Annotated in this window: 13 protein-coding genes; 3 read left to right on the top strand and 10 right to left on the bottom strand. The window is 76.0% G+C overall.

Annotation, left to right across the window (positions count from 1 at the left end):
- Nucleotide 1 precedes the first annotated feature (1 nt).
- Nucleotides 2-1453, bottom strand: a complete 1452-nt coding sequence (locus tag ASG41_RS04700; RefSeq protein WP_056290752.1) for an MFS transporter — start codon at nucleotides 1451-1453, stop codon at nucleotides 2-4.
- Nucleotides 1454-1570: 117 nt separating this feature from the next.
- Here ASG41_RS04700 and ASG41_RS23390 point away from each other — a divergent pair, with 117 nt between their 5' ends.
- On the top strand, nucleotides 1571-2158 hold the full coding sequence (locus tag ASG41_RS23390; RefSeq protein WP_200938728.1) for a TetR family transcriptional regulator: 588 nt from the start codon (nucleotides 1571-1573) through the stop codon (nucleotides 2156-2158).
- A gap of 81 nt (nucleotides 2159-2239) precedes the next feature.
- Here ASG41_RS23390 and ASG41_RS25160 read toward each other — a convergent pair whose 3' ends face one another.
- Entirely contained in the window at nucleotides 2240-3751 is a 1512-nt protein-coding gene (locus ASG41_RS25160) for a PH domain-containing protein (RefSeq protein ID WP_082556575.1), read from the bottom strand.
- Nucleotides 3748-4278, bottom strand: a complete 531-nt coding sequence (locus ASG41_RS04685; protein WP_056290743.1) for a PH domain-containing protein — start codon at nucleotides 4276-4278, stop codon at nucleotides 3748-3750. The genes ASG41_RS25160 and ASG41_RS04685 overlap by 4 nt, the downstream gene beginning before the upstream one ends.
- Before the next feature lie 51 nt (nucleotides 4279-4329).
- Here ASG41_RS04685 and ASG41_RS04680 point away from each other — a divergent pair, with 51 nt between their 5' ends.
- Nucleotides 4330-4659, top strand: a complete 330-nt coding sequence (locus tag ASG41_RS04680; RefSeq protein ID WP_162245531.1) for a rhodanese-like domain-containing protein — start codon at nucleotides 4330-4332, stop codon at nucleotides 4657-4659.
- A gap of 43 nt (nucleotides 4660-4702) precedes the next feature.
- Here ASG41_RS04680 and ASG41_RS22775 read toward each other — a convergent pair whose 3' ends face one another.
- From ASG41_RS22775 to ASG41_RS04655, 6 genes are all read right to left on the bottom strand, one after another.
- On the bottom strand, nucleotides 4703-4879 hold the full coding sequence (locus tag ASG41_RS22775) for a DUF1059 domain-containing protein (RefSeq protein ID WP_082556574.1): 177 nt from the start codon (nucleotides 4877-4879) through the stop codon (nucleotides 4703-4705).
- A gap of 95 nt (nucleotides 4880-4974) precedes the next feature.
- Nucleotides 4975-6138 (bottom strand): EAL domain-containing protein, encoded by a 1164-nt coding sequence (locus tag ASG41_RS04675; protein ID WP_082556573.1) that lies wholly within the window; start codon nucleotides 6136-6138, stop codon nucleotides 4975-4977.
- Between the two features lie 64 nt (nucleotides 6139-6202).
- Nucleotides 6203-7501, bottom strand: coding sequence for a polyprenol phosphomannose-dependent alpha 1,6 mannosyltransferase MptB (gene mptB, locus ASG41_RS04670; protein ID WP_157519034.1), 1299 nt, complete (start codon nucleotides 7499-7501; stop codon nucleotides 6203-6205).
- Nucleotides 7502-7632: 131 nt separating this feature from the next.
- Nucleotides 7633-8445, bottom strand: a complete 813-nt coding sequence (locus tag ASG41_RS04665; protein WP_200938727.1) for a polyprenol monophosphomannose synthase — start codon at nucleotides 8443-8445, stop codon at nucleotides 7633-7635.
- 114 nt (nucleotides 8446-8559) lie between these two features.
- Complete coding sequence (locus ASG41_RS04660; protein ID WP_235564480.1) at nucleotides 8560-10161, bottom strand: long-chain fatty acid--CoA ligase; 1602 nt, start codon at nucleotides 10159-10161, stop codon at nucleotides 8560-8562.
- 67 nt (nucleotides 10162-10228) lie between these two features.
- A complete protein-coding gene (locus tag ASG41_RS04655) occupies nucleotides 10229-11419 on the bottom strand; it encodes a cytochrome P450 (protein ID WP_235564478.1) in 1191 nt (396 codons plus the stop codon).
- 69 nt (nucleotides 11420-11488) lie between these two features.
- Between ASG41_RS04655 and ASG41_RS04650 the strand changes: the two genes are divergently transcribed.
- Nucleotides 11489-12442, top strand: coding sequence for a DUF5926 family protein (locus ASG41_RS04650; RefSeq protein WP_056290727.1), 954 nt, complete (start codon nucleotides 11489-11491; stop codon nucleotides 12440-12442).
- On the opposite strand, the gene ASG41_RS04645 is transcribed toward ASG41_RS04650, so the two are convergent.
- Nucleotides 12429-13523 carry a GGDEF domain-containing protein gene (locus tag ASG41_RS04645; protein WP_235564477.1) on the bottom strand — a complete coding sequence of 365 codons (1095 nt, stop codon included), beginning with the start codon at nucleotides 13521-13523 and terminating at the stop codon, nucleotides 12429-12431. The genes ASG41_RS04650 and ASG41_RS04645 overlap by 14 nt on opposite strands.
- Between the last annotated feature and the right edge of the window lie 11 nt (nucleotides 13524-13534).

Below are 13534 nucleotides of genomic sequence, written 5' to 3'. Positions count from 1 at the left end.
CTCAGGCGGGCACGGCCTCCCGCTCCGCCGGGGTCGCCGCCGGGATGAGCAGTGCGATGACCGCACCGAGCACCGCGGCGCCCGCGCAGGCGGCGAACAACACCCGGTAGGCGGTCAGCGAGGGCAGCACCGTCGTCCCGAGGGTGAGGGTGGAGGCGGCCAGCAGGGTGCCGCCGATGGCGCTGGCCAGCGAGCTGCCCACCGACCGGGCCAGCGTGTTCAGCCCGTTGGCGGCGGCCAACTCGGAGCTCGGCGCCGCCCGCAGCACCAGGCTGGGCATGGCGGCGTAGGCGATGCCGGTGCCGGCACCGGCGACGGTCGTGAAGACCACGACCTCCCACAACGAGCCGGTGAACAGGATGCGGCCCAGGAAGCCGACCGCGATGACGCCCGAGCCCAGCGCCAGGGTGACCTTGGGGCCGAACCGCACCGACAGCTTCGCCGACACCGGGGACAGCAGGATCATCGCGATGCCGCTGGGCAGCAGGCACAGGCCGCTGACCAGCACCGAGGAGCCGAAGCCGTACCCCGAGGCCTCCGGTGCCTGCACGTAGGACGCCGTCCCGATGAGGCTGGCGAACAGCGCGAAGCCCACGCAGACCGAGGCGACGTTGGTCAGCAGCAGCGCCGGGCGGGCGTTGGTGACCATGTCCACCAGCGGGGACGCCGTCCGTCGCTCGACCAGGACGAAGACCACCAGCAGGACGGCGGCCAGCACCAGCAGCCCGATCGTCTTCGGGTCCGACCAGCCCCAGCGGGAGGCCTGGGCCAGCGGCAGCAGCAGGGACACCAGGGCGGCGGCCAGCAGGACCGAGCCCGGCAGGTCCATCCGGCCGCGCGTCTCGGTGCGGACCTCACGCAGCACGGTCAGGATGCCGACGACCGCGACCAGCCCGCCGACGGCGCAGATCCAGAAGAGCACGTGGTAGTCGGTGTGCTCGGCGATGAAGGCGGCCAGCGGCAGGCCCAGGGCGCCGCCGATGCCCAGCGTCGCGCTGACCAGGGCGATCCCGGTGCCGGCCCGCTTCGGCGGCAGCACGGTGCCGATCAGGCTGATGCCCAGCGGGATGGCCGCGGTGGCCAGGCCGGTGATGCCGCGGCCGACGATCAGCCAGGCCAGGGTGTCCGACAGGGCGCAGACCACCGAGCCCACGGTCAGCGCGACGGCGGCGACGATCAGCATCAGCCGCTTGCCGTAGAGGTCGGCCAGCCGGCCGAACACGGGGACGGCGACGGCGCCGACCAGCAGCGTGACGGTCAGCAGCCAGGGCGTGTCGGGCCCCAGTTGCGCGGACAGCTGGGGCAGCACGGGGACCAGCAGCGAGGTGGTGAGTGCGACGATGACGCCCAGGACGGCGACGACGGACAGTGCCGTGACCTGTGGCGCCGTCCAGCCCTCGTCGGGCTCGGCGGCAGCGGCGGGCGCTGCGGCGGTGCGGGTGGCTCCGGACACGGGGTCCTCCAACGGATCGTGGTCCCGCGGCACGACGGTGTACTGGCCAGGACAGGAAGTGGCAGACTGTGCCACGAGGCAGAGTGTGCCACTTCGTTGTCCCGTACACCGGGTCGGGTGCACCACAGCGGAGAGGACGACGTGGACGGGCTGCGGGAGCGCAAGCGGGCGGACAGCCGGGCCCGGGTGGTCGACGTGGCCTTCGGCCTGTTCGCCGAGCGCGGCTACGACGAGGTGACGGTGGCCGAGGTCTGCACCGCCGCGGGCATCGCCCCGCGCACGTTCTTCCGCTACTTCCCGACCAAGGACGACGTGCTCACCGAGCCGGCCCGGGTCCTCGCCGACCGGGTGCAGGCCGAGCTCGCGGCGACCCCGGCCAGGGTCTCGGACACCGCGGCCCTGCACGCGGCCCTGCTGGTGGTGGGCGCCGAGCTGGTGGCCGACGACCAGCGGGCGGCCGGGCTGTTCCGGGTGCTGCGGCAGGCCCCGGCGGCCCGGGCGCACCCGCTGATGCGCCTGGGGGACCGGGAGCGCGTGGTCGCCGCAGCGCTGGTGGACCGCACCGGGGGCACCGTCGACTGGCGGGTGCGGCTCACCGTGGCCCGCAGCACCGCGGCCTTCCGGGTGTGGCTGGACGACCTGGTCGACGGGGCGGTCGAGGGCGACCCGATGGCCCACCTGCGCGAGGTCCTCGACGCCTCCTGAGGTGGCTGCCGCGCCCCACCTGGGGCGGCCTCTCGGCCGGCGTGCTCGTGGCCGCCGTCGCGGTGCCGGTGCAGCGGTCGTTCAGCCGGGGTCGCTGAGCGTCGCGGCCCAGCGGCCCGATGCCGCGGCCGCGAAGGGCGCGGCGTCGGCGGCGGCGACGTCCAGCGCCTGGTAGCCACCGCTGCCGGCCCCGACGGCCGCCACCACGGTGGCCAGCCCCTGCCGCCGCTGGAAGAACGACTGCCGGACCTGCCAGCCGACGACGGCCCGCCGCTGCAGCACCACCTGCTCACGCACCAGCCAGCCCGAGCGCACGGTGAACGACCGGGGCCCGGCCGCGTGCCCCAGGGCCGCGTACCGCCCCAGGCCCAGCGGGACGCCGAGCACGGCCAGCACGACCCCGACGGCCAGCAGCCAACACTGCCCGGTCAGCGCCAGCAGCAGCACCCCGCCCGCGGTGACCACGACCCCGCCGGCGACCGCCCGCACCACCCGGCGCCGGCGCGCGGCCGGCGGGTGCGCGCGCAGCGGGCCGGGGTCCTCGACCAGGCGCAGGGCCAGCGCCCAGGCCTCCTCGCGGGGGCCCAGCGGCAGCAGCTGACCGCGCCGGGTCGCATCGCCCAGTCCGGTGACCAGGGCCGTGGCCCGAGCGGCCCGCACGCACCGCATGCCCAGGCCCTCGGACACCGCCGCCCCGCGGATCCGGTCGACCTCCAGCTCGGTGTGCCGCCGGGTCACCAGGCCGCGGACGGCGACCAGCGACCCGCCGCGGCGGACCAGCCGGAACCGCCAGTTCACCAGCGCGCTGCCCACCACGGCCCCGACGACCAGCAGCAGGGCCGCCGCCACGACCACCAGGACGACGACCGTGCCGTCGGCGAGGTCGGGCCGGTCCAGCTCCGGCCGCCACCGGTCGGGCAGCTCGTCGGTCAGCCGGAACAGCGCGCCGACGGCGGCCAGCGGCACGGCCAGGTAGCTCCCCACCAGCGGGGCGTAGAGCAGCCAGCGGTTGTCGAAGCGGGCGAACTCCTCCTCCACCGGCTCGGGCTCGAACGCCTCGGCCGGCACGTCCGGCGCCCGCCGGGTGAGCAGGTGGGTGCGCAGCCGGTCGGCCTCGGCGGGGGTCAGCCCGTCGACGACCAGCTCCTCCTCGTCGTTGGAGACCGCACCGGCGGCCGCGTCCACCCGCACCCGGACCAGCCCGAAGACCCGGTGCAGCGCGGGCGCCTCGACCTCCACGCCGCGCACCCGGTCGTTGGGCACCGTGCGCACCGAGCGGGACAGCAGGCCGCGGGTCACCACCATCGCCGTCTCGCCGTCGGTGTAGCTGAACCGCCACCACGACAGCGCGGCGAACCCCAGGGACGCCAGCGTCACCCCGACCACGAGGGCCACGACGGTCCACGGCCCGGCGTCCAGCCGGGTGCCGACGACGGCGCCCAGCCCCAGCAGGGCCGGGACGAACGACCGGGCCTGCCGGAAGGTCGCGGTGTGCACCAGCACGACCCGCCACGACGTGCGCCGGCCGGCCGGCGGGTGCGCCGGGTCCGCCTGCGGCGAGTGCGGCTGCGGCTGACCCCAGGGACCGCTCACGTGGCCTCGTCCCGCACCCGCTCCGCCCGCCTGGCCAGGTCGTCGGCCACCCGGGTGGCCACGTCGGCCTCCAGGTGCAGCACCCGCACGGTGCCCTGGGACGACGCCGTCATCACCGCCACGGTGGCCAGCCCGAACAGCTGCTGCACCACCCCGCGGGTCACGTCGACGGTCTGGATCCGGGAGACCGGCACCAGCGTCCAGGTCCGGGACAGCCAGCCGGTGAGGGTGTAGACCGCCTCGTCGGTGACCTCCCAGCGGTGCACCCGGTACCGCAGCCGCGGGCGCACCCCGATCATCACCACCGCGTCGACGGCGACCAGCACCGGCAGCAGCACGCGCAGCCAGGTGGGCAGGGGCGCGAAGACCTCCAGCGCCGTCACCACGGCGACCCAGAACAGGCTCCCGAGCACGCCCTCGACGGTCCACAGCGCGATCGCGTCGCGGGACAGCGACCACGCCGGCAGCCGGGCCGCCGCGGTGGGCGGGGCGGGTGGCGCGGGCCGGTCGGGCGGCAGCTGGGTCATCGTGGGCCATCCTCCCAGTCGGTGGCGCGTGCCACGATGGAGAGCGTGACGATGCCGCAGCAGGTCCCGACCGTGCCCGCCGCCGAGGTCCCCGCCGACGCCGTCGTGCTCGACGTCCGCGAGGACGACGAGTGGGTCGCCGGGCACATCGACGGGGCCACCCACATCCCGATGGGCGACGTCCCGGCCCGGCTCGACGAGCTGCCCGAGGGCGACCCGCTGTACGTGACCTGCCGTGGTGGCGGCCGGTCGGCCCGGGTCGCCGCCTGGCTGAACCAGAACGGCTACGAGGCCGTCAACGTGGGCGGCGGCATGGGCGAGTGGCAGGACGCCGGCCGCCCGATGGTCAGCGAGACCGGCAACCCCCCGCGCGTGGTCTGAGCGGAGGGCGGGGGCGCAGGTCTCCTGCGCCCCCGCCCTCCACTCAGCCGGCGACGGTGATCCGCGACCGGACCTGGGCGACCAGGGCCGGCGGGACCTCGGTCAGGCCGTGGTCGGCGCCGGCGTGCGCGGCGACCTGGGCCAGGATGCCGTCCTCGTCGGCGGCGCTGAACGTACGGCCGCAACCGGGGACGACGTCCCCACAGGCGAAGCTCTTCACGGTGTTCTCCTCGGGTCGGCACCGCGGCGCGGTGCTCGGGTCGTGCTGGTCTCGCGTGGGCTCCACGAGGGGGTCTGGGTCAGGCGGTGCAGGGGTCAGGCGGGGTCGCCGTCGTGCTGTTCGGCCAGCCGGGCGAGCAGGTGCTCGACGCGGACCAGGCCGACCACCGCGCCGACGTCGTCCACGCAGACGACGGGGTCGAAGCGGGTCTCCTCGGGCCGGGTGGCGACCCGGCGGGCCAGCTCGGCGGTCCCGGTGGAGGCCGGCACCCGCAGCGACACCGGCGCCGACCGGTGCCCGCCGGGGTCCTGGTCGCGGCGCCACGGGAGCAGCAGGGCGACCGGGTGGCCGTGGGCGTCGACCCGGACGGCGGCGCCGCGGCCGGTGGGAGCCCCCTCGACCGGCACCAGCTCGACGGGCTCCACGAGGCTGACGACGTTCTCCCGCAGCCGTCCACGCACGTGCACCTCGCGCAGCCGGGCGGCCACCGCGGGGTCCAGCGAGGACCACGGCGGCGCCGGGCGGCCCAGCAGGTACCCCTGGGCCAGCGGCACACCGAGCCGGGAGAAGGCCTCCATCTCGCCCCACGTCTCCACGCCCTCGGCGAGCAGCCAGGCGTCGATCCGGGCACCGAACTCGCCCAGCAGCTGGGCCAGTGCCAGCTTCACCGGGTCGCGGTCGGCGCCGTCGACCAGGGCCCGGTCCAGCTTGATCAGCTGCGGGCGGACGGCGGTGAGCTGCTGGAGGCCCGAGTACCCGGAGCCGGCGTCGTCCAGGGCGACCAGCGCGCCCCGGTCGCGCAGCCGGTCCTGCACGTCCAGCAGCGGCCGCAGGTCGGCGACGTCCTGGTGCTCGGTGAGCTCCAGGACCAGGGGTGCCAGGTCCCCGGCGGACAGCAGCAGGTCGGCCAGCTCGGGCTCGGTGAGCAGGTGCGGGCTGACGTTGACGGTGAGGAAGCAGTTGGGCGGCAGGTCCGCACGCAGGTCCAGGCACCGTCGGACGACGAGCGCCTCCACCCGGGCCCCCACCCCCGCGGCGTCGGCCGCGGCGAACCAGCGGTCCGGGGTGGCCGGGCTGGGACCGCCGTCGGCGTCCTGGAACCGGGCCAGGGTCTCGTAGCCGGCGACCACCCCGCGGGCGACGTCGACGATGGGCTGGAAGACCAGCTGCAGGGTCTCCGGTCGGGCGGCGAGCCGGTCCAGCTCGGCCGGCCAGTCCGGGTCCCGGACGGTCCCGGGTGTGCTGTCGAGCGCTGTCACGACCTCGTCGTCGGCCGCCCGGGGCGCACGCTCCAGCCGAACGCCCCGACCTGGCCCGATCGGGTCAGGCCCGCACCGCTGCCGGCACCCCCGGGCGGGTGTACCGGACCGCGCCGGCGGCGAGAGCGGCGGCGGCGGCAGCACAGACCAGCTGCGCCACCGGGCCCTCGGTCAGGGTGCCGGCCAGCGTCAGGTACGCGGAGAGGGCGACCAGCGCCCAGCGCGCCCGGGTGCTGCCGCCCGCGGCGACCGCCAGCGCGCCCCAGGCCAGGTACCAGGGGTAGAGCGCGGGCCCGCTCAGCGCGACGAGCACCAGTGCCACCCCGACCAGACCCGTGGCCTGCCGGGTGCCTGCGCCCGCCGCCCGCCACAGCACCAGGGTGGCCAGGACGACCCCGACCACGGCGACGACCAGACGCGCGGCACCCAGGGCGCCGTCCAGCCCGAGGGGGGGCACCACCTCGGCCAGCCCGTAGGCCAGCCAGGTGCTCGGCGCCGTCCCGTTGCGGACCTGCCCGGGCACGCCGAGGGCCTCCACCCAGCCCAACGGGTGCGGGAGCAGCACCAGCACCAGCCCGGTCGTCAGCAGCGCGGACACGACCGTCGGGACGACGGGGCCCCGGGTGCGCACGACGCGCAGCAGCACGTACCCGGCCAGCACGGCCCCGGGGAGCTTGACGAAGGCGAGCAGCACCGCGACCGCCATCGCCGTGGTCACCCACCCGCGGCCGGCCAGCAGCACGACCGCGACCGCACCCAGCCCGATCAGCACGTCGACGTGGGCCCCGGCGACGACGTGCACCACGACCAGCGGGTTGGCCGCGGTCAGGGCGACGGCCAGCGCCCGGTCGCGGGGGTCGGCGACCCGCACCACCAGCGCGACCGCCGCCACCAGTGCCAGCACGGCCACCGCGCGCACCAGCAGCACGGCCAGTCGCTGGTCGGTGCCGGCCAGCTCGGCGACCCCGCGGAACAGGGCCACCTGCAGCGGTCCGTAGGGCGTCGGTGTCTGCCGCCAGAGCGGGTCGACCGCCGCGCCGAACGCGTCGTCCAGGGCGATCGGGAAGACCCGGTAGGGGTCCAGCCCCAGGTGGGCCAGCCGGCCGACCGCGGCGTAGCTGTTGACGTCCAGGCTGCCCACCGGACCGCCGGTGAGGAAGGGCGCGGCCGAGCCGGCGGCCAGCGCGAGCAGGGCCCGGGTGCCCGGACCCCGTCCGGTGCGGCGGGCCCGGACCAGGCGCAGCAGCAGCGCCCCCCAGCAGCCCGCCCAGGCCGTGGTCGCCAGCACCCCGGTCACCCGCCAGCCCAGCTGGTCGCCGGGCGCGCGCACCGGCCAGGCGCCCCACCAGTCCGGGAGGTCCACCAGCTGGGTGAGGCCGGCTTGGGCCGAGGACAGCGCGACGACCCACGGCAGCAGGAGACAGCCCGCCAGCAGCAGCGGGCCGGTGCCGACAGCCGCCCGCGGGCGCCGCGCGGCCCGGGCCGGGGCCGCGGTCAGGCCGCGCCGTCCAACTCGAGCCGGTCCGCCCGGCGGTGCCGGACCGGGACCGGCCGGACCCGCGTCGGCTCGCCCCGCAGCACCCGGGCCAGCTGGGCGGTCCGCTCGGCCACGGCCCAGCCGGTCACCCGGACCAGGGACTCACCGACGATCGAGCCGCTCATCTTGGAGGCGCCGCTGGTGCGCTCGACGAAGGTGATCGGCACCTCCGCCACCCGGCAGCCCGCCCGCAGCGCCCGCCACGCCAGGTCGATCTGGAAGCAGTACCCCTGGGAGGCCACCCGGGTCAGGTCCAGCTCCTCGAGCACCTCCCGCCGGAACGCCCGGTAGCCGCCCGTCACGTCGCGCAGCTGCAGGCCCAGCGCCCACCGCGCGTAGGCGCTGCCGCCCCGGGACAGCAGCCGGCGGTGCAGCGGCCAGTCCACCACCCGGCCGCCGGGCACCCAGCGCGAACCCAGCACGACATCGGCACCGGTCAGCCCGTCCAGGAGGCGGGGCAGCTCCTCGGGCTGGTGGGAGCCGTCGGCGTCCATCTCGACCAGGACGTCGTAGCCCCGCTGCAGACCCCACGCGAAGCCGGCCAGGTAGGCGGCGCCCAGGCCGGCCTTCCCGCCGCGGTGCAGGACGTGCACGTGGGGGTCGAAGCGGGCCAGCCCGTCGGCGACCGCCCCGGTCCCGTCGGGGGACGCGTCGTCGACCACGAGGACGTCGGCGCCCGGGACGGCGTCCCGGATGCGGCGCACCACCCGTGGCAGCGACTCGCGTTCGTCGTAGGTGGGCAGCAGCACCAGCAGGCGTTCGTCGTCCACCCCGGCAGCGGACCAGCACGAGGTGAACGGCAGGCAGCGGCGCCGCGGTCTCCCGGGGGAGGACGGGGGTCCGGCGTGCGGGGGCGCTGTGACCTGCGCCCCCGCACGGTCCCGTCAGGAGGGCTGGTAGTCCGCGAACCGGGTGCGCAGGTCCTTCTTGGAGAACTTGCCGACGCTGGTCTTGGGCACCTCGTCGATGAACTCCACCGCCGAGGGGAGCCACCACTTGGCCACCAGCGGGGTCAGGTGCTCGATGACCTGCTCGGCGGTCAGCGTCTCGCCCTCCCGGACGACGACGCAGGCCAGCGGCCGCTCGTCCCACTTGGGGTCCGGGATGCCGATGACGGCGGCCTCCTTGACCGCCGGGTGGGCCATGATCGCGTTCTCCAGGTCCACCGAGCTGATCCACTCACCACCGGACTTGATCAGGTCCTTGGTGCGGTCGGCGATGCGGACCGACCCGCGGGCGTCGATCGCGGCCACGTCGCCGGTCTTCATCCAGCCGTCGGAGGTGGACAGCTCCACCCCGGCGTCGGGCCGGTAGTAGTCCTCCGCCGTGGTCGAGCCGCGGACCTGCAGCTCGCCGGTGGCGACGTCGTCCCAGGGCAGCTCGTCGGTGGTGCCGGCCTCCACGATGCGCACCTCGACGCCCATGAACGGCACGCCCGCCCGGGCCCGCCAGGTCGCCTTGTCCTCGTCGCTGCCGTCGAAGAGGTCGCGCGGCAGCCGGGAGGCCGTCGCCACCGGGTGGGTCTCGGTCATGCCCCAGGCCTGCAGGATCGGCAGCCCGATCTGCTCCCGGTAGGCCTCCGACAGCGCCTTGGGCACCGCGGACCCGCCGCAGCCGATGTCGCGCAGCCGGTGCTCGCGGCCGGCCAGCTCGGGCAGCACACCCTGCCAGATCGTCGGGACGCCGGCGGTGAAGGTGACGCCCTCGTCCACGATCAGGTCCGCGAGCGCCTTGGGCTGCATCATCGGGCCGGGGAAGACCATCGCGGCACCCACCGACGGGCCGGCCTGCGCCAGGCCCCAGGCGTTGGCGTGGAACATCGGCACGACCGGCATGACCACGTCGGTCTCGCCCATCGAGAACACGTTGGGCTGCACCACCGCCATGGTGTGCAGCACGGTCGAGCGGTGGCTGTAGAGGACCCCCTTGGGGTTCCCGGTGGTGCCCGACGTGTAGCACATGCTGGCCGCGCGGTTCTCGTCCTCGACCCGGAAGTCGATCGGCTCTGCGGCGGCGATCAGGTCCTCGTAGAGGGAGACCCGGGGGTCGTCGGGGATCTCGTTGTCCCCGCCGTCGTCCATGACCACGACGTGCCGGACGGTGGTCATGGTGTCCACCAGCGGCCAGAACAGCGGCAGGACGGTGCGGTCGACGAAGACGGCCTCGTCCTCGGCGTGGTTGGCGATGTAGGTCAGCTGCTCGGGGAACAGCCGGATGTTCAGCGTGTGCAGCACGCGCCCGGTGCTCGGGACGGCGAAGTACAGCTCGAGGTGCCGCGCGGAGTTCCAGGCGAAGGTGCCCACCCGGCCGTCCGCGCTGATGCCCAGGGTGTCCAGGACCCCGCCGAGCTTGCGGGTGCGCACCGCCCACTCGGCGTACGTCGTCCGGACCGGGCCGGTGGGGGAGTTCGTGACGATCGGCTTGTGCCCGTGGTGGCGCTCCACGTACCGGAAGATGGAGTCGATCGTCAGGGGCGTCTGCTGCATGAGGCCGTCCATGGGCCGCATCGTGCCAGTGAGCGCGCTCACCATCTACTGGTGGGTAGCTCCCTGATCAGCGGTGCAGCACGATCGGCAGCTCGGCCAGCCCGCGGATCACGAACTCGGGACGGCGCCGCGGCGGTGCGGGCAGCTCGATCCGCGAGGTCCGGTCCAGCAGCGCGCTGAAGGAGGCCTGCAGCTCCACCCGGGCCAGCGGGGCGCCGATGCAGAAGTGCACGCCGGCGCCGAAGGAGATGTGCGGGTTCTCCGTCCGGCCGACGTCGAGCCGGTCGGGCTCGGCGAAGACCGCCGGGTCGTGGTTGCCGCTGCCCAGCAGCGCCGCGATCTTCTGCCCCCGCTGCACGGTGACCCCGCCGATCTCGACGTCGGCGGTGGCGGTGCGCTCGAAGAGCTGCAGCGGTGAGTCGAAGCGCATCAGCTCCTCGATCGCCGTCGGCAGCAGCGCCGGGTCCGCCCGCAGCCGGGCCAGCTCGCCGGGGTGCTGCAGCAGGGCCAGCAGGCCGTTGCCGGTGACGTTGACGGTGGCCTCGTGCCCGGCGTTGAGCAGCAGCACGCAGGTGGTGACCAGCTCGTCCTCGGTCAGCCGGTCGCCGTCGGCGTCCCGGGCGGTGACCAGGTGCGTGAGCAGGTCGTCGCCGGGGACGCGGCGGCGCTCGGCGGCCAGCCCGCGCAGGTACTCGACGAACTCGGCGGCCGCGGTCTCCGCGGCGTCCTCGACCTCGGTGGTGCGGCCGTACTCGTACATCTTCACGATCGCGTTGGACCAGGGCCGGAGCAGGTGCCGGTCGGCCTCGGGCACGCCCAGCAGCTCGGCGATGACGGCGACCGGCAGCTGCTCGGCCATCCCGGCGAACAGGTCCACCGGCGCGCTGCCCGCGGACTCCTCGACCATCCCGTCCACCAGCCGCCCGGCGAGCTCCTCGACCCACGGGCGCAGCCGCTCGACGTGGCCGCGGGCGAAGGCGGTGCTGATCAGCCGGCGCAGCCGGGTGTGGTCCGGCGGCTCCATCTCCAGGATCGCGTTGCGGTGCACCAGGTTGAACTGGCCGAACCGCTCGGCGGGCTCCCGGTCGGTCCAGATCCGGCCCAGCGCGCGGGTCCGCAGCACCGCGTTGGCCTCGGCGTGCCCGTAGGCCAGCCACATGCCCAGGCCCTCGTCCCACTGCACCGGCGCCACCGCGCGGGCCGCGGCGAACGCGGGGTAGGGGTCGTCGACGAACGCGGGATCGGTCAGGTCGAGCACCCGGCGAGTGTGCACCTGCCCGGTCGGGGTCCGGCCGGTCGGCCCCCGGTCCCGCATAGGGTCGGGCGCATGGCCCGCACCGCACCCCGTCGTCGTCCCGCCGCCCCCGCCGGCTCCACCGCCCCCGCCGCCGACGGGGCGGTCAACCCCAAGGCGCCGTGCCCCTGCGGGTCCGGCCGCAAGTACAAGCACTGCCACGGATCGGCCTACGCCCCCGTCGTCGCCCGCCCCTTCGAGGGCCTGGCCGGGGAGTGCGACTGGGTGGCGCTGCGCGAGCTGGTGCCCGCCGCCACCGCCGTGCTGACCACGACGGACGGCCGCACGGCCACCCTGGCCAGCGTGCTGCCCGGAGGCTCTCCGGGCCTGGTGCGGGCCAACGGCGAGGTGATGATCGGCGTCCAGCTGGCCGCCTCCTCCGACGACGTCAGCCGCGACCTGGGCACCGCGCTGGCGGCCGCGCTCGACGCGCCGGCCGGCAACCCGGTCGACCCGGGCCCGATCGGCGCGGAGGGCTCGGCAGGTCCCCGGCTGCAGGAGCTGCTGGACCCGGCCGCCCCGCTGGAGGTCACCGTCCGCGAGGACTTCGGCTTCTGGCTCGAGGGCACCGGCGCCAACGCCGCCGCGCTGGCCGGGCTCGAGCGCGCCAACGAGGCGATCATCCCGACCGTGCGGCTCGAGGGGCTCGAGGCCGCCTACTGGTGCCGGCCGGCCACCGACCGGGCGCACGTGCGCTGGGTGCGCCCCGAGCCCGAGGAGCAGCTGCTGGACGCGCTGGCCCGTCTCGGCGCCGCGGAGCAGCTGTCGCTGGGGGAGGGCACCAAGTACGCCGGGGCCTTCCGCGCGCACGGCCTCGTCGTCCCGGTGTGGGACGTGCCGGCCGAGACGCCGGCCGCCGACTGGGCCGAGCCGGCTGCGCAGCTGCAGACCCGGCTGGAGGCGGCGCTGGCCGTCACCGACCCGCTGACCACCGACGAGCGCCGGTCGCGCGCCGGGCTGCTGTCCCGGCAGGTCACCCTCCGCTGACGGCGACGCCCCGGGGGCCCGCGACCCCGACCCGGTCGCGGCCCCCGCGCTTGGCCTCGTAGAGGGCGGCGTCGGCGGCGGCGTAGAGCGGCCGCAGGCCGGCGGCGTGCCCGGGGGAGTGCGCGACCCCGATGCTGACGGTGAGCGGCAGGAGGGCGCCGTCGGCCAGCGGCAGCGGGGCCGCCCGGACGGCGGTCAGCAGCTCGTGGGCACGACGTTCGGCGACCTCGGGCGGGCAGCCGGGCAGCAGGACGGCGAGCTCGTCGCCGCCCATCCGGCTGACCACGGCGTCGCTGTCGCGGACCGCGCTGCGCAGGACCTCCCCGAGGTGGCGCAGCGCGTCGTCGCCGACCGGGTGGCCCAGCCGGTCGTTGACCGACTTGAAGGAGTCGACGTCGACGAGCACCAGGGCCGTGCCCTGTCCGGCGACGGCGGACAGGGCGCTGGCCAGCGCGTCGTCGAGGACCCGGCGGGTGACCAGTCCGGTGAGCGGGTCGACGGCGGCCTGCCGGCGCAGGGCGCCCACGAGCTCCTCCTGCCGGTCCCCGGCGTGCACGAGCAGCGCGGTGGCCAGGCCCAGGGTGCAGGCGACGAAGACGACGTCGGGCACGGCCCGGCCCAGCGGTTCCAGCGAGGTGACCACGGCGGTGTGGGCGACCGCAGCGACGACCCCCACGGTCCAGGCGCCCACCCCGCGCAGCTGCGAGGCCGCCCACAGCGTGGGCAGGACGACGAAGACCTGCGCCGCCGCGGAGGTGTCCGCGGTGAACGCGTTGAGCCCGCAGACCAGCAGCGCGCCGCCGGTGGGGACGATGGTGAACAGCCCGGAGCGGTCGACGGCGACGGGGTCGGCCCGGCGCAGCAGGGCGGCGGCGATCGACAGCACGACGACGACGGCCCAGGTGCCGTTGCGCTCGGCCGGGGTGTCGGTGGCGGGGTCGGTGACGGAGAAGACGGCCAGGACCACCGCGGCGGCCACCAGCACGGCGGTCGCGGTGCGGGCGGCGAGCAGGGGGTCCCGCGCGCCGGTGCCGCGGCGCAGCGCGGCCCGGGTGGGCAGGGTGGGCTTCCGGTGGGCCACGGCGCGGGTCT

Source organism: Modestobacter sp. Leaf380 (assembly GCF_001424485.1).
Lineage (GTDB): Bacteria > Actinomycetota > Actinomycetes > Mycobacteriales > Geodermatophilaceae > Klenkia.
Note: the sequence above shows the minus strand (reverse complement) of the source record. Positions and strands in the feature narration are given on the sequence as shown.